15 protein-coding genes are annotated in these 23499 nt (G+C 70.7%); 5 read left to right on the top strand and 10 right to left on the bottom strand.

The features are described from left to right. Positions 1–436: 436 nt before the first annotated feature. On the bottom strand, positions 437–1486 hold the full coding sequence (locus tag ABIA35_RS37540; protein WP_370344659.1) for a LacI family DNA-binding transcriptional regulator: 1050 nt from the start codon (positions 1484–1486) through the stop codon (positions 437–439). A gap of 246 nt (positions 1487–1732) precedes the next feature. On the opposite strand from ABIA35_RS37540, the gene ABIA35_RS37535 reads away from it, so the two are divergent. From ABIA35_RS37535 to ABIA35_RS37515, 5 genes are all read left to right on the top strand, one after another. Beyond that, on the top strand, positions 1733–4618 hold the full coding sequence (locus tag ABIA35_RS37535; protein WP_370361095.1) for a discoidin domain-containing protein: 2886 nt from the start codon (positions 1733–1735) through the stop codon (positions 4616–4618). A 279-nt stretch (positions 4619–4897) separates the two neighbouring features. Beyond that, complete coding sequence (locus tag ABIA35_RS37530) at positions 4898–8344, top strand: discoidin domain-containing protein (RefSeq protein ID WP_370361094.1); 3447 nt, start codon at positions 4898–4900, stop codon at positions 8342–8344. Between the two features lie 130 nt (positions 8345–8474). Continuing rightward, the gene (locus ABIA35_RS37525) at positions 8475–8816 is read left to right on the top strand and encodes a hypothetical protein (RefSeq protein WP_370361093.1); all 342 of its coding nucleotides are present in this window, start codon (positions 8475–8477) and stop codon (positions 8814–8816) included. Between the two features lie 89 nt (positions 8817–8905). After that, the gene (locus ABIA35_RS37520; protein WP_370344655.1) at positions 8906–10615 is read left to right on the top strand and encodes a LysE family transporter; all 1710 of its coding nucleotides are present in this window, start codon (positions 8906–8908) and stop codon (positions 10613–10615) included. Positions 10616–11139: 524 nt separating this feature from the next. Next, positions 11140–12225: a cell wall-binding repeat-containing protein gene (locus ABIA35_RS37515; RefSeq protein ID WP_370361092.1), complete on the top strand. Its 1086-nt coding sequence runs from the start codon at positions 11140–11142 to the stop codon at positions 12223–12225. A gap of 15 nt (positions 12226–12240) precedes the next feature. On the opposite strand, the gene ABIA35_RS37510 is transcribed toward ABIA35_RS37515, so the two are convergent. Genes ABIA35_RS37510 through ABIA35_RS37470 form a run of 9 tightly spaced genes read right to left on the bottom strand, consistent with a single transcriptional unit; the run spans position 12241 to position 23413 of the window. Continuing rightward, complete coding sequence (locus tag ABIA35_RS37510; RefSeq protein ID WP_370361091.1) at positions 12241–14331, bottom strand: AMP-binding protein; 2091 nt, start codon at positions 14329–14331, stop codon at positions 12241–12243. 19 nt (positions 14332–14350) lie between these two features. Continuing rightward, a complete protein-coding gene (locus tag ABIA35_RS37505; RefSeq protein WP_370344652.1) occupies positions 14351–15841 on the bottom strand; it encodes an MFS transporter in 1491 nt (496 codons plus the stop codon). Then, positions 15838–16995, bottom strand: a complete 1158-nt coding sequence (locus ABIA35_RS37500; RefSeq protein ID WP_370361090.1) for a ferritin-like domain-containing protein — start codon at positions 16993–16995, stop codon at positions 15838–15840. The genes ABIA35_RS37505 and ABIA35_RS37500 overlap by 4 nt, the downstream gene beginning before the upstream one ends. Then, positions 16995–18563 carry a class I adenylate-forming enzyme family protein gene (locus ABIA35_RS37495; RefSeq protein ID WP_370361089.1) on the bottom strand — a complete coding sequence of 523 codons (1569 nt, stop codon included), beginning with the start codon at positions 18561–18563 and terminating at the stop codon, positions 16995–16997. The genes ABIA35_RS37500 and ABIA35_RS37495 overlap by 1 nt, the downstream gene beginning before the upstream one ends. Position 18564: 1 nt before the next feature. Further along, positions 18565–18834, bottom strand: a complete 270-nt coding sequence (locus tag ABIA35_RS37490; RefSeq protein WP_370361088.1) for a hypothetical protein — start codon at positions 18832–18834, stop codon at positions 18565–18567. Beyond that, positions 18834–19820, bottom strand: coding sequence for a transglutaminase domain-containing protein (locus ABIA35_RS37485; protein WP_370361087.1), 987 nt, complete (start codon positions 19818–19820; stop codon positions 18834–18836). Before ABIA35_RS37485 ends, ABIA35_RS37490 begins: the two co-directional genes overlap by 1 nt. Continuing rightward, positions 19817–20080, bottom strand: coding sequence for an acyl carrier protein (locus ABIA35_RS37480; protein ID WP_370361086.1), 264 nt, complete (start codon positions 20078–20080; stop codon positions 19817–19819). Before ABIA35_RS37480 ends, ABIA35_RS37485 begins: the two co-directional genes overlap by 4 nt. A 4-nt stretch (positions 20081–20084) precedes the next feature. Then, positions 20085–21818: an AMP-binding protein gene (locus tag ABIA35_RS37475; protein WP_370344646.1), complete on the bottom strand. Its 1734-nt coding sequence runs from the start codon at positions 21816–21818 to the stop codon at positions 20085–20087. Continuing rightward, entirely contained in the window at positions 21815–23413 is a 1599-nt protein-coding gene (locus ABIA35_RS37470) for an AMP-binding protein (RefSeq protein ID WP_370361085.1), read from the bottom strand. Before ABIA35_RS37470 ends, ABIA35_RS37475 begins: the two co-directional genes overlap by 4 nt. Positions 23414–23499 lie beyond the last annotated feature (86 nt).

Raw genomic sequence — 23499 nt, 5'->3', positions numbered from 1 at the left:
GCGATCCGGCTTGACACCGCCCAGGCCGGGATGGTTCCCTCCGGGCGACGAAGCGACGGGGAATCCGGGACAAAGGCGACCACAAGCAACAACCGCCGCCCGACAACGCGGCCCCCCATCCCCGGAGAGAGCGCCGCTCGCCGCGTAGGCGCCGCCGGAGGCGCTCTTGACTGTCGCTCTTGCTCTTTGACTATTGCTTTTGGTCTTGCCCGTGGCCGTAGACCTGACCACCTGCCCACACCCCCGCCGCCCTGACACGACATGAGGGACCCCCGACCCGCGCCACCAACGGATCCCGCCAACCATGCGCGAAGCCGTCAAGAAACGCCTGTGACTATCAGCCCACAAACAAACCGCAACCAGCCACACCCACCAACACCCAAGCCAGGGGCGCCCCCTATGCCGCCTCGCTTGGCCGCCCCACCCGGCCGCCGCCCTAAGCCGACTCCCGAACCACCAGCGCCGGCTCGAATATCCGCGACGTGACCCGTTGCCGCTTCTCCTCGATGTGGGCGAGCAGCAGGTCGGCCATCGCCGCGGCCATGTCCTCGATCGGCTGGCGCACCGTGGTCAGCGGTGGGCGGCAGGCCGTCGCCGCGCTGCTGTCGTCGAAGCCGACGACCGCCACCCGCTCCGGGACCGCGATGCCGCGGTCGTGCAGGGCGAGCAGGGCGCCCTGGGCCATCAGGTCGTTGGCGGCGAACAGGCCGTCCAGGTCCGGGTGGCGGTCCAGCAGTTCGCGCATCGCCTGCTCGCCGCTGTCCTGGGTGAAGTTGCCCTCCACGGAGGGGACGAAGGCGTGTCCGTGCCGTGCCATCGCCTCGCGGAAGCCGCGCAGGCGGTCCTGGCTGGCCGGCATGTCCATCGGGCCGGAGATGGTGGCCACCTGGCGGCAGCCGCGCTCGGCCAGGCGGTCGGCGGCCAGGGCCGCGCCGGTGTCCTGGGCGATGTCGACGTAGCTGATCGGGATCGGCGTGCTGGGGCGCCGGGACAGGACCGTCGGGAGGCCGGACTCGGTCAGCATCTGGGGCAGCGGGTCCTCGGCGTGCGTGGAGATCAGCATCACGCCGTCGACGTGTCCCTGGCGCAGGTAGTCGAGCAGCTGCCCGCGGGAGTCGGCGGTCTCGGCGAGCATCAGGACCAGGTTCACCGCGCGTGGTCGCAGGACGCTGATGATGCCGCTGACCACCCGGCCGAAGAAGGGGTCGGTGAACACGCGGCCCAGGAACGGGTCGTCGAAGGTCCGGTGCTCGGCCTCGGACACCACCAGCGCCACCGAACCGGTGCGCCTGGTCACCAGCGAGCGGGCCGCCTGGTTGGGCACGTAGCCGGTCTGGGCCACCGCCGCTCGCACGGCCTCCCGGATGCGGTGGTCGACGTTGCGCGTGTCGTTGACGACGCGGGACACGGTCGCGCGCGAGACGCCGGCGACCCGCGCGACGTCCTCGAGCGTCGGGGGCCGCGGAACCTCGTCGTCGGCGGTCATGAAGTGTTTATAGCACGGGGGGAGAGCGCTCTCCCACGCGAGGGCTGATAAAGCCCTCCAGCGAAGTTCCGGAATCAGAATCCGTTGACATGGCGGAAACTTCGGCGCGACGATCGCACTTGCGAGAGAGCGCTCTCCGTGTTCCACGCACGATGACGGGGACCATCCGCGGCGCCGACCCCTGCGCCGCACCGCCCATGAAAGACACAGACACAGACCCAGACCCCTGACCAAGCAGGAGATGTCATGACTGCCTTCTCCTCCGGTGGGACCATTCATCGGAGACCCCTGATCCGCCGACCGTTGCACGCCGTGTTCCTGCTGCTCCTGGTCCTGAGCCTGGCGGCCTACGCGATCGTCGCGCCGACGGCGGCCCACGCCGCCGACAGCCTGCTGTCGCAGGGCAAGGCGACGACCGCCTCGTCGCAGGAGAACGCCGGGACCCCGGCGTCCGACGCCACCGACGGGAACACCGGCACGCGCTGGTCCAGCGCGTTCAGCGACCCGCAGTGGCTCCAGGTGGACCTCGGCGCGACCGCGTCCGTCGACAAGGTCGTCCTGCAGTGGGAGACCGCCTACGCCACCGCGTTCCAGATCCAGACCTCGAACGACGGCACGACCTGGACGTCGATCTACTCCACCACCACCGGCACCGGTGGCACCCAGACGCTGAACATCACCGGCAGCGGCCGCTACGTCCGTATGTACGGCACGGCCCGCGCGACGCAGTACGGCTACTCGCTCTGGGAGTTCCAGGTCTACGGCACGATCGCCTCCGGCGGCGGCTGCGGGACGACCAACGCCGCGCTGAACCAGCCGGCCACCGCGTCCTCGCTGGAGAACGCGACCTTCCCGGCGTCGGCGGCCGTCGACGGGAACACCGGCACGCGCTGGTCCAGCGGGTTCAGCGACCCGCAGTGGCTCCAGGTGGACCTCGGCAGCACGCAGTCGATCTGCCAGGTCGTCCTGAACTGGGAGGCGGCCTACGCCACCGCGTTCCAGATCCAGACCTCGAACGACGCCACGAACTGGACGTCGATCTACTCCACCACCACCGGCACCGGCGGCACCCAGACGCTGAACGTCTCGGGCAGCGGCCGCTACATCCGCATGTACGGCACGGCCCGCGCGACGCAGTACGGCTACTCGCTGTGGGAGTTCCAGGTCTACACCGGCACCTCGACCGGCGGGAACGGCGTCACGGTCACCAGCCCCGGCAACCAGACCACGACCCTGGGCAGCGCCGCGAACCTGCAGATCCAGGCCTCTGACTCCGCCTCCGGCCAGACCTTGACCTACAGCGCGACCGGCCTGCCGACCGGGCTGTCGATCAACTCCGCCACCGGCCTGATCTCCGGCACGACGAGCGCCGCGGGAACCTTCGCCACCAAGGTGACCGTCACCGACGCCACCGGAGCGAGCGGGACGGCGACGTTCACCTGGACCGTCAACAGCATCGCCACCGGCTGCACCAACCAGCCGAACCAGCCGAACTTCGGGCCGAACGTGCACATCTTCGACCCCAGCATGTCCAGCGCGACCATCCAGTCCACGCTCGACACCGTCTTCAACAACCAGAAGCTGAACCAGTTCGGCACCGAGCGCGACGCCCTGCTGTTCAAGCCGGGCACCTACAGCAACACCGCCAACATCGGCTACTACACCTCGATCCAGGGCCTGGGCCAGAACCCCGACGACGTCACGATCAACGGCGACGTCACGGTCGACGCCTTCGACGGGACCGGCAACGCCACGCAGAACTTCTGGCGCTCGGCGGAGAACATGGCGGTCAACCCGTCGGCCGGCAACACCCGCTGGGCCGTCGCGCAGGCCGGGCCGTTCCGCCGCATGGACATCCACGGCGGGCTCCAGATGTACCCGGCCAGCTACGGCTACGCCAGCGGCGGCTACGTCGCCGACAGCAAGATCAGCGGGCAGGCCTCCAGCGTCTCCCAGCAGCAGTGGTACACGCAGGACAGCAACCTCGGCAGCTGGAGCGGGTCGGTCTGGAACATGGTGTTCTCCGGGGTGACCGGGGCGCCGGCCCAGAGCTTCCCGACCCCGCCGATGACGACGCTGGCCACCACGCCGACGTCGCGTGACGTGCCGTACCTGTACGTCGACTCCTCCGGCAATTACCACGTGTTCCTGCCGTCCCTGCGGACCAACGCCTCGGGGGCGAGCTGGGCGAACGGACCGACTCCCGGCACCTCGCTGCCGATGAGCCAGTTCTTCGTGGTGACCCCGTCCAACACCGCCTCGCAGATGAACGCGGCGCTGGCGCAGGGTTGCAGCCTGTTCTTCACCCCCGGCGTCTACAACATCGACCAGACGCTGAACGTCAGCAACCCGAACACCGTCGTGCTGGGCACCGGCTTCCCGACGCTCATCCCGACCGGCGGCGTCACGACCATGCAGGTCGCCGACGTGGACGGCGTGCGGATCAGCGGTCTGCTGATGGACGCCGGCACCACCACCTCGCCGTCCCTGCTGACCGTCGGACCCGCGGGTTCCTCGGCCAACCACAGCGCCAACCCGATCTCCGTCCAGGACGTGTTCTTCCGCATCGGCGGCGACATCGCCGGCAGCGCGACGGACAGCCTGGTGGTCAACGCCAACAACACGCTGGTGAACGACATCTGGGCGTGGCGCGCCGACCACGGCAACGCCGGCACGGTGGGCTGGACCACCAACACCGCGGACAACGGCCTGACCGTCAACGGCGACAACGTCCTGGCGACCGGCCTGTTCGTGGAGCACTACCAGAAGAGCGAGGTCGTCTGGAACGGCCAGGGCGGGGAGACGATCTTCTTCCAGAACGAGAACCCCTACGACCCGCCGAACCAGGCGGCCTGGATGAACGGCTCGACCAACGGCTATCCGGCGTACAAGGTGGGCGCCAACGTCACGTCGCATCAGGCCTATGGCATGGGCAGCTACTGCTACTTCAACGTCAACCCGGCGGTGGTCAACGACCACGCCTTCGAGGCGCCGAACACGGCCGGCGTCCAGTTCCACGATCTGCTCACCGTCTCGCTCGGCGGGGTCGGCGTGATCCAGCACGTCATCAACTCCACGGGAGCGGCGACACCGTCCAACACGACGCCTTCGGACGTCACCTCCTATCCGTGATCCCTGAGATTCCTGCGATACCCGGGAGTCCTGCGATCTCTGAGATCGCCGGCTGAAAGAGCATGACGGAGGCCGCGGACCTGGTCCGCGGCCTCCGTTGTCCAGGGGCGAGTTGCGGAACTGTTGCGGAACTCGCTCAAAACCTTGACTCTCCGTCAGCCCCCGGCCAGGCTCTGCATCGGAGAGCGCTCTCCCTCCCGCCAGCCACCCCACGACGCGAGGAAGAGAAGCATGGCCGTCAGTCAACAGGCGCCACCCGTGCGCGCCCGGAATCCACGTATGACCTCCCTGGTGGTGACCCTGGTCGTCGCCCTCATCAGCGGGCTGATGGTCGCGATCGCCGCGGGGTCCGCGCACGCCGCGCCGACGCTGCTGTCGCAGGGCAAGACCGCGACCGCCTCGTCGGTCACCGGCGGCAACGTCGCGGCGAACGCCGTGGACGGCAACACCGGCACCCGCTGGGAGAGCGCCTACAGCGACCCGCAGTGGCTCCAGGTGGACCTCGGGGGGACCGCGACGATCAGCCAGGTCGTGCTCCAGTGGGAGACGGCCTCGGCCAAGGCCTACCAGATCCAGGTCTCGGCCGACGGCTCGACCTGGACGTCGATCTACTCCACGACCACCGGTCCCGGCGGCACGGAGACCTTGAACGTCTCCGGCTCCGGCCGTTACATCCGCATGTACGGCACCGCGCGCAACACCGGCTACGGCTACTCGCTGTGGGAGTTCCAGGTCTACGGCACCACGGGCACCGGGGGCGGCGGGACCTGCGGCACACAGGACGCGGCGCTGAACCAGCCCGCCACCGCCTCCTCGACGGAGAACGGCGGGACCCCGGCCGCCGCCGCGGTCGACGGCAACACCGGGACCCGCTGGTCCAGCGCGTTCAGCGACCCGCAGTGGCTCGATGTGGACCTCGGCTCGGCGCTGACCATCTGCCAGGTCGCGCTGAACTGGGAGACCGCGTACGCCACCGCGTTCCAGATCCAGGTCTCGACCGACAACGCGACCTGGACCACGATCTACTCGACCACCACCGGGACCGGCGGGAACCAGACGCTGAACGTCTCCGGCACCGGCAGGTACATCCGGATGTACGGCACGGCGCGCGCCACGCAGTACGGCTACTCGCTGTGGGAGTTCGGGGTCTTCACCGGCGGAAGTGGGGGAGTCCCCACTTCGCCGAGCTCGCCCAGCTCACCAAGCTCACCCAGCTCAGCGCCGAGCAGCACCGGCGGCGGGAACGGGACCTGCGGCACCGCCAACGCCGCGCTCGGGCACCCGGCCACCGCCTCGTCGATCCAGGACGCCAACCCGGCGTACGACCCCTTCTACGCCACCGACGGCAGCACCCTGACCCGCTGGTCCAGCGCTTCGGCGGACCCGCAGTGGATCGACGTGGACCTCGGGGGGAGCCTGCCGGTGTGCCAGGTGGTACTCCAGTGGGAGAACGCCTACGCCACCGGGTTCCAGATCCAGGTCTCGAACGACAACGCGAACTGGTCGACGATCTACACCACGACCACCGGGACCGGCGGGACGCAGACGCTGAACGTGTCGGGCACCGGCCGGTACATCCGGATGTACTCGACGGCGCGCGCCACCGGGTACGGCGTCTCCCTGTGGGAGTTCTCGGTCTACACCGTCGGGAACCAGACCGTCACCATCCCGCCGCCCCCGCCGCAGCCCGCGCCGGGCGACTGCCCATGGCTCAACGAGCCGAACGTGGCCGTCTCGACCCGCGTCGCGCAGCTCATGGGGGCGATGTCGCAGGACCAGAAGGACGCGATGCTCTACGGCGACGGGTCGAGCGTCTACATCGGGCAGATCGCCGCGCAGCCCGCGCTGTGCATCCCGAGCGTCAACCTGGAGGACGGGCCCAGCGGGGTCGGCGACGGGCTCGGCGGGGTGACGCAGTTCCCTGACGGGGAGACCAACGCGGCCACCTTCGACCCGTCCTACGAGCACGACTTCGGCGCGGCCGTCGGCCAGGAGTTCGCAGGCAAGGGCGTGAACGTCTCGCTCGGCCCGACGATCAATCTGGTGCGCGACCCGCGCTGGGGCCGGTCCTACGAGACGTTCGGCGAGGACCCGTACCTGACCGGCGAGATCGTCAGCGCGGACGTGCAGGGCATGCAGAGCCAGGGCGTGATGGCCGAGGTCAAGCACGCGGCCGCGTACAACATCGAGCAGCCCTCGGCGCCCGGCAACGAGATCATCGACACCCGCACGCTGCAGGAGATGTACCTGCCGGGCTTCCAGACCGCCATCGAGAAGGGCGGCGCGGCGGCGCTGATGTGCGGGTACAGCATGGTGAACGGCAACTACTCCTGCCAGAACCCCGCCGTGGAGAACATCCCGATGTACCAGCAGGCCGGGTTCCAGGGCTTCATCACCTCGGACTGGGGCGGGATCCACTCCACCGTGCCGTCGGCCAACGCCGGGGAGACGGTCGAGATGCCCTTCGGCGGCTTCTTCGCCGCCTCGCTGGAGCAGGCGGTCGCCGCCGGCCAGGTCACGCAGGCCACGTTCGACACCATGGTGTCCCGGGTGCTGACGCAGATGTTCCGCTTCGGCATGTTCGACAAGGCGCCGAGCGGTTCGACGACCGCCATCGTCGCCACCCCGGCGCACCGCGCGGTGGCGTTGCAGGGCGACGAGGAAGGCTCGGTGCTGCTGAAGAACAACGGCGTCCTGCCGCTGGACCCGAAGGGCAGCGAGTCGGTGGCGGTCATCGGCACCAACGCCGGCGCCGGTGTGATCACCGGGGGCGGCGGCAGCGGGAGCGCGACCAGCACGGGCACCTACAACCCGCTGTACGGGATCCAGCAGCGGACGGCCGGGACGAACGTCAAGGTCGCCTACGACGACGGCACCAACCAGGCCTCGGCGGTCGCGCTCGCGCAGTCCTCGAACGTGGCGATCGTGTTCGCCGACGACAACTACGGCCACGAGGAGTCCGACACCACCACGCTGAACCTGCCGAACAACCAGGACGCCCTGATCTCGGCGGTCGCCGCGGCCAACCCGCACACGATCGTCGTGCTCAGCGACAACTCGGCGATCATGATGCCCTGGCTGAACCAGGTGGCGGGCGTCTTCGAGACGTTCTACCAGGGACAGGAGTTCGGCCAGGCGATCGCGGCGCTGCTGTTCGGCGACGTGAACCCCTCCGGGCACCTGCCGATCACCTTCCCGACCTCGCTGACGCAGGTACCGGCAAGCACGACGGCGCAGTGGCCGGGCGTCAACGGCACGGTGCAGTACTCCGAGGGACTCGACGTCGGGTACCGGTGGTACGACCAGAACAACGTCGCGCCGCTGTTCCCGTTCGGCTTCGGGCTGTCGTACACGACGTTCTCCTTCAGCAACCTGCAGATCGGGGCGCTGAACAACGGCCAGGCAACGGTGACCGCGACGGTCACGAACACCGGAAGCCGCGCCGGGACGGAGGTGGCACAGCTGTATGTCGGCGACCCGGCATCGGCCGGCGAGCCGCCGCACCAGCTGAAGGGATTCCAGCGGATCACGCTGAACCCCGGCGCATCGGGCACCGCGACGTTCACGGTGTCGGCCCACGATCTGGCGCACTGGGACACGACGTCGAGCAACTGGATCGCGTCGGCCGGCACGTACCAGATCCTGGTCGGAGACGGCTCGCGAAGCCTGCCGCTGACCGGGAACCTGAACAACCCGGCGACGGTCACGGCGAACGCCATGGACTGATGCTCTTGTCGGTCTGAGGAGGGCAGGTGCGTGCGGCTCGCCGGATGGTCCGGGGAGCCGTACGCGCTGTCTTGTGAGAGTCGTCGCCTGCGCCCACACTGAAGCGCAGACGTTCACGGGGAGGGGCGAAGTGGATATCAAGCTTCTGCGAAGCGCACGTCGCGAGGTGGCGTTCCTGCATCAGATGGTCGCGGTTCTGACGGTCACGGTGCTGGTGTGTGCCGTGACCGCCGCGATCGGTGCGCCGTGGTTGCTGGTACTCGCCCTCGGGGTCGTCGCAGTCGGCGGAGCGGTGTACGCGGCGCGGGAGCACCGCCGGTTCTGGAAGCAGGCCAGAAGGATCGGGCTCGATCCCTGGTTGTTCTACCGGGAACTGCCCTCGCGCCGGGAACTGCTCACCGGCGGGTTGGGCCGCATCATGTCCGGTCGGCCGGTTTCCGACGACCGGCCGGCGCCGGCGCCTCGGAAGTGATGTTCACCGGTCGCGCAGGCCTTCTTACGGATCGGTGACGGAGCCCGACTGGTCAGGCGGACCTCAGTTTTCCCATGCACGATGATGGCGTGCTCACTCTGGTTCTGATCGGGCTTGTCGGCGGCCTCATCACCGGCATCTCGCCATGCGTTCTGCCGATGTTGCCCGTTTTGTTCTTCACCGGCGGTGCCGCCGGTCGTGCGGGGGAGGCGGAATCGCCTTCGCCGCGGCGCGGCAGTCGGCGTCCGTATCTGATCGTGGCCGGGCTCGTCCTGAGCTTCAGCGTCTTCACGCTCCTGGGCACCCTGGTGCTGAGCGCCCTGCCGCTGCCCAAGGACATCATCCGGTGGGCCGGTCTGGTCGTGTTGGTGCTGCTGGGCATCGCCATGATGAACCAGCGTGTGGAAGACCTGCTGGAGCGGCCGTTCTCGCGCATCCCGCAGCGCCGTGTCACCGATGAGCACGGCGGCTTCGTGCTCGGGCTGGCGCTCGGAGCCGTGTACGTGCCCTGCGCGGGGCCGGTGCTGGCGGCCATCACCGTCGCCGGTGCCTCGGGCCGGATCGGGGTCGGGACGGTCGCGCTCACCGTCGCGTTCGCGGTCGGCACCGCGATTCCGCTGCTGGCCTTCGCGCTGGCCGGGCGGCGGGTGGCCGAGCGGGTTCGGGCTTTCCGCAACCGGCAGCGGGGGGTGCGCATCACGGCGGGCGTCGTCGTCATCGCGCTGGCTGTGGCGCTGACGTTCAACGTCACCGACGCCTTGCAGCGCGCCGTGCCCGACTACACCTCGAACCTGAACGCCGCGCTGGACAAGTCAGGGGCCTCACACGCGCTGGCCCCGGCCGGGCCCCAGGCCCTCGCGAAGTGTGCGCAGTCGGAGATGAGCACGTTGGGCGACTGCGGCAAGGCGCCGGCGATCACCGGCATCCAGCAGTGGTTCAACACGCGGGGAAACACCGCGCTCACCCCGGCCGAGCTGCAGGGCAAGGTGGTCCTGGTCGACTTCTGGGCCTACTCGTGCATCAACTGCCAGCGCGCCATCAAGCATGTGCAGGCCTGGTACACCGACTACGCCGCCGACGGCCTGGTGGTGATCGGCGTGCAGACCCCCGAGTACACCTTCGAGGCCGACCCCGGCGACGTCGCGGCCGGTGCGAAGCGCCTGGGCATCACGTATCCGGTCGCCCTGGACAGCAAGTACACGACCTGGAACGCCTTCGGCAACGAATCCTGGCCCGCCGACTACCTCATCGACTCCACCGGCGAGGTCCGCTTCGCCTCGATCGGCGAGGGCGCCTACTCGAACACCGAATCGCTGATCCGCAAGCTTCTCACCGCCGCGCATCCCGCCGGCCTCGCCCTCCCGCCGGCCACCGACGTCCCGGACACGACCCCCACGGACCAGAGCCAGACCCCCGAGACCTACCTGGGCGCCGAGCGCGCGAACAACTTCGCACCGGGCAAGTCCGGCACCTTCCAATCCGGAACGCAGACCTACGCCTACCCGGCCGACCTCCCCGACGACGCCTTCGCCCTGACCGGCACCTGGACCGTGGCCGCGCAGTCCCTGACATCCGGCCAGAACGCCGGCATCCGCCTGAACTTCAACGCCGCAAAGGTCTACCTCGACATCGGCGGCACCGGCACGATCACCGCCACGGTCGACGGGAAGAGCACGAGCTATCCGGTGTCCGGCGCCCCGGACATTTACACCGTCGTGGATCGAAGCGACTCGGAACGCAGCACTGTGACGATCACGCTGTCGCCGGGGTTGAGCGCCTACTCGTTCACGTTCGGCTAGCACGGAGACAACCCGGGTCGGGCCCGATATGATCAACCACTTTTGCGGCCCGACTCGGGGGGATCCACTATGCGGAATCGGCACGTAGGCCTGGCGGCGGCGGCCGTCCTGTCCACCTTCGGTGGCGCGATCCTCGCGATCCCGGCCGCGCGTGCCGATGATGCTCCCGCGACTCTGTATGTCGATGCCGACACCGCGGCCTGCAACGACGGCAACTCTGGCCTCGTACAGGCGGCGCCGTTGTGCAGCGTGCACGCCGCCATGGCGTCGTCGCTGCTGGTGCCCGGCGGGACGGTCGTCATCTGGGGGCAGAAGATCGGCGCGGTGGACGTCACCCGCTCCGGGACTCCCGGTCTGCCGATCACCATCAAGAGCGGAGGCTGGTCTTCCTGGGTCACCGTCACCGGTCAGCACGATGTGGAGATCGACGGCGCGCTGGCCATGCCCTACGGCCAGCCGCTGGGCGGCGACGAGATCCACGTCGTGGACTCGCAGCGGATCGTTCTGCATCAGGACGGAGGCCGATGCTGCCAGGTCGGAGCGATCCACCTCACCGGGACCTCCGACTCGGTCGTCGACGGCGTCAGCGCGAGCTATGCCCACCAGCAGGCACCGCGCACGCGGACGTCTCCGTCACCGTGCCGCCGCCCGCCGTCCCGCCGGCACAGCCCGTCGTCACCGTCCACCGCATCGCCGGCTCCGACCGCTACTCCACGGCCGTCGCCGTCTCGCAGGCGCAGTGGTCCGCCGGGTCCGCCGGCGCCGTGGTCCTGGCCAGCGGACTGGGTTTCCCGGACGCGCTGGCCGGAGTCCCGCTCGCCGCGCACGTCCATGGTCCGCTGTTGCTGACGGACCCGCACAAGCTCGACGCCGCCACCCTCGCCGAGATCAACCGCGTGCTGGCCGGCGGAGGCAAGACGGTCTACGTCCTCGGCGGCACGTCCGCGGTCTCCGACGCGGTACTCGCGCAGCTGCCGTCCACGGTGCACGTCGAGCGCATCGGCGGCGTCGACCGCTTCGACACCGCCCGCCGCATCGCCGCCCACATCGGGTCGGCGGCGGACATCGTCGTGGCCGACGGCGCGAGCTTCCCCGACGCGCTGACCGCCGGTCCGCTCGCGGCGAAGGAACACACTGCGATCGTCCTGTCGAACGGTCCGGTCCTCGACCCGCAGACAGCGGCGCTCGTAGCCGGGCACAAGTCCGTCACCGCGGTCGGCGGCCCGGCCGCGACCGCAGTGCGGGCGGACGCGAACCTGGCGCACATCCCCCTCACCGACCTGCACGGCGCGGACCGCTACGCGACCTCGCATCTGGTCTTCGACGCCATCAACGCCAACTACGCGCCCAAGCAGATGGGCGTGGCCAGCGGCACCAGCTTCCCGGACGCCCTCACCGGCGGCGCCTTCATGGCCAACGCCGGCCAGCCCCTGGTCTTGGCGGACCCGCGCCTGGCCGACGGTTCGCCCTGGCTCATGTCCGATCTGCGCGACGAGGTCGAAGAGGTGTACGGCGACGCCGGGCATATCTCGGTGTTCGGCGGCCCGGGCGCCGTCGACGAGCAGATCGTCAAGGACCTGGTTCTGTGGACGCAGGGTCGGAAGGACTAGCCGGTCCCGGCCGGCTCAGCCCTGCCCCCGCGCCAACATCTCCCGCACCGCCTTCTTGTCGATCTTCCCGATCGCCGTCCACGGCAGCGCGTCGACGAAGGTGATCGACTTCGGCTCGTACAGCGGCCCGAGTTCCTCCACCGCGCGCTTGCGCAGGTCGGCCGGGTCGACCGGGGTCTTGCCGTCCACGACGCAGGCGACGTGGACGGCCTCGCCCCAGGCCTCGTCCGGCAGCCCGACCACGGCCGCACCGAGGACGCCTGGGGCCTTGGTCAGCACGTCCTCCAGCAGGACCGAGAAGACGTTGTCAGAGGTCTGCCCGGTGACGATGACGTCCTTGAGCCGGTCCACCAGGTGCAGGTAGCCCTCGCCGTCGAAGAAGCCGAGGTCGCCGGTGTGCAGCCAGCCGTCGGCCAGGGCCTGCGCGGTGAGTTCGGGGTCGCCCAGGTACTCGGCCATGACCAGCGGGCCCTGGACGCAGACCTCGCCGATCTCGCCTTGCGCCACCTCCTCGCCCTTCTCGTCGCGCAGGGAGATCTCCGCGCGGTCGGCCAGGAACGGCAGCGGCTTGCCGCAGGAGCCGAGGCGGCCGGGGACGGCGGGGTCGTGGTCGGCCGGTTCGAGGAAGGCGATCACCGGGATCTCGGTGAGGCCGTAGGCCTGGCGCAGGACCGGGCCGAAGCGTTCCAGGGCCTGGCGGATCCTGGCCGGCGTCGTGGGCGCGCCGCCGTAGTGGATGCGGACCAGGTCCGGGAAGCCGTCGGCCGGGCAGGTCGGGTGGTCCAGGATCTCGCCCAGCATCGGCGGGACGACACCCAGGCTGGTGGCGTGCTCGCGTTGCATGATCGCGACGGCCTCGCCGGCGTCGAAGGCGTCCATCAGCAGCACGGTGCCGCCGGCCAGCATGGTCAGGATCGCCGCGATGTGGCCGCTGGTGTGGCTGGCCGGGGTGCAGATCAGGAAGCGGTGCGGGATGGGGAGTTCGGCCTTGCGGCGCTCGCTGGCCGGGATCAGCGCGAAGTAGTAGCTGTGCTTGTGCAGCACCAGTTTGGGCCGGCCGGTGGTGCCGCCGGTGTAGAAGATGGTGGAGATGTCGGTCTGCTGCGCCGGGTCCGTCAGCGGCTCGTCGGGCTGGGCGTCGGCCAGGGCGAGCAGGTCCTCGCCGAGGGCTGGATCTGTGTCTGAACCTCCCGGACCGGCTGTGAGGACCACGCGCGGCCCGTGCAGACTCGCGAGTCGCACAGCGCGCTCGATGCCCGGATCGATGACCAGCGCGTCGGCCTCGGCACGCGCCAGGAACGCACCCTGCTCCGGGACGGCCGGTTCGGGCGCGACGAACACCAGGCGGCAGCCGGCCAGGTGCACCGCCAGCTGGATCAGCACCGACTCCGGACGGCTGCCGACGAACAGCGCCACGGTCTGGCCCTTGCCCAGCCCGCGCAGCCGCAGCGCGGCGGCGAGCCGGTGGACCGCGCGCCGAGCCTCGTCGTAGGAGACGCGCCGCTCGCCGTGGACGAAGGCCTCCCGCTCGGGGTGCTCGGCGAAGACCTCCAGGATGCGGTCGACGTAGGTGCCGGCGTAGACGGGGGCGGCGGGCTGGTTGGCGTCCACAGTCTCTCCTTTGGGTGGCTGCGGTTTGATGAGCAGTTGGGTCGCCGTGGCCGTGACGGCGGGTTTGCCGTGCTGGCTGATCTGGATCGTGACGACCGCGCGCCGGGACGTGAGTTCCGCGACGGTCGCCTCGATGGCCACGGGGCCGGGTGCGACCGGCGCGTGGAACGTCGTGTCGAGCTGCACGGTCAGGAAGACCTGGTCGTCCGGCAGCACGGTCATCGCCGCGAACCCGGCGTACAGATCGACCAGGCAGGACAGATAGCCGCCGAAGACGAACCCGCCGCCGAACGTGACCTCGGGACCGACCTCGATCAGGGCGCTGGCATGCCCGGGGGACCAGGTGTCCAGGCCGGGGAGGGCGAGCCTTTCGACGGCTGCGCGGCGGGGAGCGGTGCCGTCGATGATGGCGTCGAGCAATCCGCGATGTGTGGTGGGCAGCCCTTCAGGCGTGACCGGCGGCAGCTCGGTGGGCGGCTTAGGCATTTCAGGCATCTCTGGCATCTCGGGCAGTTCAGGCATGTGCGGCTCCCGCGGCTCGACCGGCGGCCCGGATGGACTTGGGCAGAATCAGAATGATCAGCAGCGCCGCCAGGAACGAGAACGGGTCGTAGAGCATGGCGTGGACCATCGCCGAAGAAAGCTGCCCGTGCGTCGCGTTGTCCGTCGACCCGCCGGGCAGCCGCGAATTGAACAGCACCCCCATCGCGCTGACCCCGAGCGCCCCGCCCGCGATCTGCATCGTGACCAGCAGCCCGGCGGCGGCGCCGGCGTGCGTGCTGCGGATCCCGGCCAGCACCACCGACAGCAGCGGCGCGAACAGCATGCCGATCCCGGACCCCAGCACCAGCTGCGAGGGAATCGACCACAGGGCCAGCGAGGAGTCCGTGGCCAGCACCACCGGCACGAACATCGACAGCGCCCCCAGGCAGCACACCACCGCCCCGACCGAGGCGACGCGGCGTCCTCCCCAGGCGCGCACCAGGCGGCCCGAGGCCGCGGACAGCGCGATGGTGCCGATGCCGACCGGGACGGTGGTGACCGCCGCCCACAGCGTGGAGACGTTGTACGCGGTCTGGATCAGCGTGAAGTAGTACAGGAAGAAGGCCACGACTCCGCTGAATGCCAGCAGGAAGAGCATGACCCCGGTGCGGAACGCCCGGTCCCGCCACAGGTCCGGCGGCAGCAGCGGCGAGCCGCCGCGTTGCTCCTGGACCTGCTGCGACTTCAGGAACGCCAGGATCAGCAGCGGCGAGGCGGCCAGGCTCAGCCAGCACCACAGCGGCCAGTGGTACTGCTCGCCCAGCGACAACGGCGTCATCAGCGCGGCCAGAGCAAGCACGACCAGGCAGGTGCCGGTGATGTCGAGCCGCTTGGCGTCGGGGTTGCGCAGCGTGGGCAGGTAGCGCCGCCCGAGCCAGATCGCGGCCAGCCCGAACGGCACGTTCACCAGGAAGATCGGCCGCCAGGACAGGCCCATGATGTTCCCGGAGTACAGCAGCCCGGCGAACACCGGCCCGATGACCGTGGCCAGGCTGAGCATCGCGCCCTGCGCGCCGAACGCGGCGGCCCGCTTCTCCGGCGGCAGCATGATCTGGATGGTCGCCATCACCTGCGGCGAGAGCATCGCTGCGGTCACCCCCTGCAAGGCCCGGAAGGCCACCAGCTGGCCCGGGGAGGTGGCCAGGCCGCAGGCCGCGGAGGTGATGACGAACCCTGCGAACGCCCACGTGAACAGCGCGCGCCGGCCGAAGATGTCGCCGAGCCGGCCGCCGGTGATCAGCAGCGCCGCGTAGGCGATCTGGTAGGCGGCCACGGTCAGTTCGATGTCCCCGGAGCTGGCGTGCAGGCCGCGCTGGATCGGCGGGGCGGCGACGGCGACGATCGAGATGTCGGCGGAGACGACGAAGGTCGCGCTCAGCACCAGCCAGACGGCCCGCCGGGCGGTGCGTTCGCTGAAGGGGGAGGGGGAGGCCTGATCCGCGACGGCGGCGGAGGTGGTCATCTTCTGGGCTCCTGGTCGGAGGGATCTTCGCGGGTCTGGCGAGTCCTGACGTCCTCGGGGGCTTCGGGGGTTTCGGCGGCCCCGAGCGCGGCGATCTGCTCGATCTCGGCCTGCCGCGCGGCGCGCTCGCTGCGGTCCAGCTCCTCGGCGGCGGCGTCCAGGGCGTCCAGCGAGTCGGCCGGGGATTCTTCGAGCTCTGCGAAGCCCAGGACGCCCATCTTCTCCAGCGCGTCCCGGACGGCCGGCCCGAACAGCCCGATGTCGCGCAGCGCGGGCACGATCCGCATGAACAGCCGCCGCCGGTACTGGCGCAGCGCCGGGGAGGTACGGGCGATGGCGATGCATTCCTGGGCGCCGTAGTCGAGGGTGTTCCAGATCGCCTCGCCGACGAAGCCCTCGCGCAGCGACCAGCAGGACTCGACCACGAACTCCTCCCGCTCGCGCAGCTCGGCGGAGGTCAGGTCGCGGTAGGTGCGGCGCAGCATGATCCGGCCGAAGGCCACGTGCCGCGCCTCGTCCTGCATCACATAAGTGGTCAGGGATCTGATCAGCGGAATCCGGGTGCGGTCCCGCTGCACGGTGAGCGTGGCCAGGGCCAGGTTCTCCAGCACGACCTGCACGCCGAGCGCGCAGAAGTCCCAGCGCGCGTCCCGCACCACGTTGTCGAACAGCCCGGCCAGCGAGCCGGTGAGCCCGTAGCGCAGGCCGATCTTCTCGGTCAGCAGCCGGTTGACCACCTCGGTGTGCCGGGCCTCGTCCATGATCTGCGTGGCCGCGAACAGCTTCGCGTCCGCCTCCGGCGCGCTCTGCGCGATCTTGCTGACCGCGACCAGGCTGAACTGCTCGCCGTGCAGCAGCTGCGAGCTGGCCCAGGCGGCCGCGTGCCGGCGCAGCACGCTGTGCTCGGCCGGCGGCAACCGGTCCCACAGCTCCGACCCGGCGATCCACACGAAGCTGTCCGGCATGCCCAGCGGGTTGTCCGGATCGACCGGCAGGCTCCAGTCCAGCCGGGAGTCGGAGTTCCACTGGCGCTGCTTGCCCAGCGCGTAGAGCCGAAGCAGCTGCTGGTCGTGGCTGTCGTAGTCGGCGGCCAGCACGGCCGAGCCGCCGAGCGGGGCGGTCCAGTCGGTGTCGGCGAGGGTCGTCTCGGTCATCAGGGGCCTGCTGTCGGGGTCGGTGTCGTCGGTGTCGTCGATGTCGTTGTCGGTGCGGACAGGGCTTCGGCCTGCTGCCGCAGCCGGCCGCGCAGGATCTTCCCGGCGGGGCTGCGCGCGATGGTGTCCACCGCGACGAAACGCACCGGCCGCTTGTAGCTGGCCAGCCGCGCGACGCACAGCGCGAGCAGGGCGGCCTCGTCGAAGGCGCCCGGCACGCTGGGCTGGACGAAGGCGAACGGCGCCTGTCCCCAGACCGCCGAGGGCACCGGCACCACCGCGGCGTCGGCCACCTGCGGGCTCATCCGCAGCACCGCCTCGATCTCGGCGGGGTAGACGTTCTGGCCGCCGCGCAGGATCAGGTCGTTGCGCCGGTCCACCAGCCAGATCAGGCCCGCGGCGTCCCGGCAGCCCAGGTCGCGGGTGCGCAGCCAGCCGTCGCGCAGGACCGCGGCGGTGGCCTCGGGGTCGCGCCAGTACTCGAGCATCAGGCCGTCCCCGCCGAGCCACAGCTCGCCGATCTCGCCTGCTTCGGCCTGGCTCCCGTCCTCCCGGGCGATCCGCGCGCTGACGCCGAGCATCGGCAGCCCGACGCACGCCGCGCCGGTCACCGGAGCCGGACCCGGCCGGTCGCCGGGCTCCAGCGCCAGGCTGGGTCCTCCGCCCTCGGTGATGCCGTAGACCGCCATCAGGCCGGCGCCGAGCGCGGTCGCGGCCCGCTCGGCCAGTTCTGCCGGCATCGGCGCGGCCGCGTGCACGACGAGGTCCAGCGCCGACAGCTCGGTCGTGGCCAGCGCCCTGGTTTCCAGGAGCAGCCGGACCATCGAGGGTACGACCAGGACGTGCTGGACCCGCCACTCTTCCAACGCTCTCAGACACCCTTGCGGGGTGAACTCGTCCAGCACGCACAAGGTGGCGCCCGCCCCGAGGTAAGCCAGGGCATTGACGACGCTGCCGTGGAAGAGCGGGCACGCGTCGAGGAACACGGTGTCCGGACCGCACTGGACTTCAGCGAGCCAAGACAGAGCTTTGAGTTGCACAGACCGCTGATCGACGACGACACCTTTGGGGCGCCCGGTGGTGGCGGACGTGTGCATGATCGCGAACGGCTCGGTGAGGGAGCCGGCGCGCGGCAGTGGATCAGCAGCCTGAAGCGAGTCGGCCTCCGCCTCCGCCGCCGCGAACTGGGCCACCTGCTCGATCGCCACGGTTTTCAGGCCCGGATGCTCGGTGGCCAGCCGAGTCCGCCCCGCCTCGTCGGCCACGGCCAGTGCCGGCTCGACGCCCTCCAGGATCCCGGCCAGTTCCGGAGCGGTCAGCGCCGGATTGACCGGCACCGCGATCACTCCCGCGGCGGCACAGGCCAGATACGCCTCGATCATCTCCAGCCTGTTGCCGCTGAGGATGGCGATCCGGCTGCCGGTCGGCACGCTGCGCGTCAGCTCCCGGGCGAACGCGCCGATCTCGGCGTACAGCGCGGTCCAGCTGACCTCGCGTCGGCGGTCGCGCAGAGCGACGCGGTCGGGATACCGTACGCGATTGCGGTCCAGCACATCCGTGAGCCACATCTCAGGCCCCTGTTTCCAACGGCGTAACAGAATCAGAGTCCTGCGCCAGCAGGTTGGCGACCGAGCGCACCGAGGTGATCCGGCTCAGCTCGAGGTCGGTCAGCGGCCGGTCCAGGTGGTTCTCGCAGCCCAGCGCGACCCGGATGATCTCCCCGGAGTTGACCCCGGCGGTGACCAGGTCCTCCTCGTCGGTGATCTGGTCGAGCAGCGCCGGGTGGTCGAGGTTCTCGCGCACGATCTCGCGCGCCTGCTTGATCCGGACCTCGTCCATCACGACTCCCAGGGGTGTGCGCTCACACCGGCCAGAGCCCACGGCGGCGCCGGCTCGCCGCCGGACAGGATCAGGGCGCTGGCTTCCTCGGACTCGCAGGGCAGCAGCCGGTTGAAGCGTCCGCCCCGGCACGCGGCGGCGAACTCCGGCGAGGCCTGGATCCGGCGGTGCCCCGCTCCGCCGGCGAGGAACGCGAACACCAGGTCGAGGGTCTTCCAGCGGCCGTCCTCGAAGTACTCGCACCAGGAGTGGTCGCTGCCGACCAGCCCGAGCAGATAGCCGCGTCGGGCGCGTGCCTGATAGCCGGCCTCCCGCAGCCGCTGCGCCAGCAGCCTGCTGACCACCACACAATCGGCCATGCCGAGATCCCACGCGCGCTCGTGCAGCATGCGCAGCTCTTCGCTGACGGATTGGTAGACCACCGTGCCGGACAACAAGGACTCCAGCATGTCGTCGTAGATCGCCTGGACCTCCGGCTCGCCGACCGTCGCCTCGGCGCCGGTCAGGCGTACGGCTACCTCGTAGCCCGGCGGCTCGACCGCGGCCTTCGCGGCCGTGGCCGTCGCGACCGGCAGATCCCGCGGGTCGATCTCCTCGACGCCGGGCGCGGCCAGATCGGGGCGCAGCAGCCGCACGGCTTCGCACTCCTCACGCGGCGCGCGCACCCGCACCAACCAATGCCGCGGCTCGTACCAACTCGGCCGCGCGCCGGAGGCGAACCGCAGCAGGAAGCGCAGCGCGAGTTCGGGGATGCTGTCGCGCGACGTGCCCGCGAACAGCGCCAGGTTCATGACGTCCACGTAGTCGAACATCGGCCCGCGCTCGGGGTCGGTCTCGTGCGGCAGCGCCTCCGGAGCCAGTTCGGCCGTCCGCTCGGTGCTCAGCCCGAGCAGTCTCGCGGCGGCCTCCAGGTCTACGGCGTACCGGGCGAACTCGCTCGGGACCCGCTCGAACCGTTCGATCGGTTCCAGCCGCGACGGCGTCACCGGGACTTCTCCACGAGCCGCGCCACCAGGTCGGCGAGCTGCCGCACGGTGTTCGTCTCGAACAGGAAGTCGTCGGGGATCGCGATCCCGCAGGCGTCCTCGATCCGCACCACGGCCCGCAGGGCCTTGACCGACTCCAGCCCGGGGATCATGGTCAGCTGCCAGTCCGGGTCGATCCCCTCCAGGTCCGGGTCGGCCTCCGCGGCCAGCGCCGCGCACACCACGGCGAGATGGTCGGTGTCCTCCGGCGAGCCGATCATGGCGTCACCCCTTCGTCGCGTCGTCGGCCAGGCTCCGGTAGAGGCCGAGCGCCCCGTGGCGCTGGACCTTGCCGGACGTCGTGTGCGGGATCGCGGCCGTGGGCACCGGGACCACGGACACCTCGTCCAGGCCGAGCTGGTGCCGGACCTGGTCGGCGGCCAGGCGTGCGAGCCGTTCGGACTCCGGCCCGGCCAGCGCCGTCTCCCAGAGCACGACCATGCGCTCGACCTCGCCGCCGGCGGCCGCATCGAGGGTCCACGGGATCGCGGCGCTGCGCAGGACGCCCGCGCCCGGCTGCTCGGCGGCCAGCGTGGTGCGGACGATCTCCTCGACGTCCTCGGCGTAGAAGTTCTGGCCGCGCACGGTGATCATGTCCTTGACCCGGCCGACGAGGTAGAGCTCGCCGTCGTGCAGGAAGCCCAGGTCGCCGGTGCGCAGCCAGCCGTCGGCGGTGAACGGCTGCTGCTCGGCGGGCAGGTTCAGGTAGCCGCCGGTCACGGCCGGTCCGCTGAGCTGAACCTCGCCGACCTGGTCGGTGACAATCCGCGCCGAGCCGTCCACCACCGAGCCGTCCGCCGCCGAGATCCGCAGCCGCAGTCCCGGCGCGGCCTTCCCGCACGAGACGACCGGGCGCGCGCCGGCCGCGTCGTCCGGCAGCATCAGGACCGCGTCGCCGATCTGCAGCCGGTCCCGGTCCACGCTCAGCGCGCGCCAAGGGGCCGACAGGTCGCTGGCCGAGACGATCAGCGTGGCCTCCGCCATCCCGTAGACCGGCTCCATGGTCGCGGCCCGGAATCCGTACGGCGCGAACGCCTCCTGGAACGCCTCGACCGTGCGCCGCTGCACCGGCTCGGCGCCGTTGCACGCCACCCGCCACTTCGCCAGGTCCAGCTCCGCCGGCGGATCCTGGCGCACCGCGGCGACCAGCAGGTCGTAGCAGAAGTTCGGCGCCGCCATCACCGTGGCCGAGGACTTCGCGAAGCTGTCGAGCCAGAGCATCGGACGGCGCACGAAGTCCCGCGGCCGCCACAGGCAGACCGAGTTGCCCCGGGCCAGACTGCTGAGCACCGTGAACAGGCCCATGTCGTGGAACATCGGGATCCACACGCCGAAGCAGTCCTCGTCGGTGAAGCCCAGGCCGCCGGTCACGCCCGCCAGGCCCGCGGTCACGTTCGCGTGCGTCAGCGTGACGCCTTTGGGGGCCGAGGTGCTGCCGGAGGTGTACTGGATCACCGCGAGTGTCGAGTCCGCATTGGCGAAGTCCGGCGGCTTCAATGCCTGCCCCAATTCTTGCCCCGGGCCGGGCTCGGTCACATCGATGAACACGATGTCCGGCAGCGAGCTCGCGACCCGCCGGGCGATGGCCGGTCCCAGGCTGTCGTCGATGAGGATCGCGTCCAACTGCGCGCTGTCCGCGATTCGCCGCAGGTGCGCGGTGTAGGCCTCGGCGCCGACGAAACCGACCGGCAGCGGAAGCGGGACGACCGCCGCGTCCAGCCGGAACGCCATCAGGGCACTGCGAACCCACGGCTCGCCGTTGTTCATCAGGACCCCGAGACGCCGCGGCGTGCCGGTCCGGGTCCGGGCCCCGGTCCGCTCGATCACATCACCGGCGGTCCGCTCGGCGCGTTCCAGGAGCTCGGCGAGCGTGAACTCCGGCTGCCCCTCCTGCATCGGCAGGGACAAGGACCGGCCGTGCTCGGCGGCGTCCGTGAAGAGCTGCCACAGGTGGCTCACGCGTCCACCCCGACCGTGGGCGCGGCGCCCGAGGCGACCAGGCGGGAGCGCAGCAGCAGGCGGCGCACCTTGTAGGAGCCGGTGAGCGGCAGCTCGTCGAAGTCCATGACGTACACCGGGACCGCGCCGAGACTGGTCTCGCGCAGCGCCGCCAGCAGCCGGCCGGGATCCAGGGCCTCGCCCTCGCGCGGACAGGCCACCGCGACGACGTCGTGCCCGCCGACCTCCTTCAGCATCACCAGCTCGATCAGCTCCGGCAGCCGGTCCAGGACCGTGTCCTCGACCTCCAGGAAGCTGTCGGTGCCCTCGGCGTGGTCCACGAGCCGGTCCAGCAGCTCCAGGGAGCCGTCGGGGTTGATCCGGCCGATGTCGCCCATCGGCCACCACTGTTCGTCCACCGGGGATTCGGCGCCGATGTAGCCGCGGAAGCGGCCGATGGTCTTGCTGAAGATGGCGCCGGCCTGGCCGGCGGGCACCGGCGAGCCGTCCTCGGCGGCCACCAGCACCGAGGAGCCCTCGATCGCGGAGCCGACGTTGCGCGGCCGGTAGGCGGCCGCCTCGTCCCGGGTCACCAGCCGGGCCGTCACGCCGCCGGTCTCGGTCTGGCCGTAGGCCTGGATGTAGTTGGCGCCGGGCTGGTCCGAGCCGGCCAGCAGGGCCTTGACGGTCCGGGGGTGGATCGCGTCGAAGGTGCTGACGAACCGGGTCACCGAGCTGAACGGCCGCGACGGGTGCGCGGCCACCGGCTCCCACCGGATGAACACGTTCGGGTGCGTCTCCAGCGAGTCCGGCCGGTGCTCCAGCATCAGCTGCCGGACCGGCTCGGGCCGGGCGTCGCCGATCGCCAGGATCGGCATCGCCACCTCCAGGAAGGCCAGCACGATCGAGCAGGTCCGGGCGTGCACGAAGGACAGGTGCTTGGCGGACAGCCCGACCTGGCCGAAGGCGCGGGAGGCGGCGATCTGGGCGCGGACCACGCCGTACAGCGACCGGGTCGAGTGCGCGGCGAGCTTGGGGACGCTGGTGGTCCCGGAGGTATGGGTGATCACCGCCCAGTCGTCCTCGCCGCGGGGCGAGGGCCGGTGCGTCTGGCGGTCCCCGGTCGGCGCGGCCCAGGACGGTTCGGCCGACGCGGCCTCGTTTGCGGGTGCCTCCGGGTTCCCGCCCTCGGTGAGGAACAGGATCCGCTTGGTCAGCCCCTGGAGCGCCGCGGTCTGCCCGGCCAGCCGCGCCGCCCCGACCGCGTCGACGGCGAGATAGGGCTGTTCCAGCCGGCCCGCGCACTCGACGATCTCCTCCGGCTCGATGCCGACCGACAGCAGCACCGGCAGCGCGCCGATCCGGTTCAGCCCGCACGCCAGCGCCTGCACTTCGATGTGGTTGCGCTGCACCACGACCACCGTGTCCCCGGCGCGGATCCCGGCGGCCCAGAAGCGGTCAGCGTAGTCGTGGACGGCGTGCGCGAAGCCGGCGACGTCCAGCACCGGCCCGCCGTACCCGAGCCAGGGCTGGTCGCACAGGAACGCGGTCTGCCCGTGCTTGTCCGCGGCCAGGTCGGGGAGGTCGCCGAGGGTGCCGGCGGGGGTGTCGCTCATCGGCTTTCGCCTCACCTATCCGTGTCGGTGGTGCCTTGGTGGTGCCTTGGTGCCGCCTTGGGGGCGCCTCAAAAAAACAGGGTTCT

It is taken from the genome of Catenulispora sp. MAP12-49 (assembly GCF_041262705.1).
Taxonomy (GTDB): Bacteria; Actinomycetota; Actinomycetes; order Streptomycetales; family Catenulisporaceae; genus Catenulispora.
Note: the sequence above shows the minus strand (reverse complement) of the source record. Positions and strands in the feature narration are given on the sequence as shown.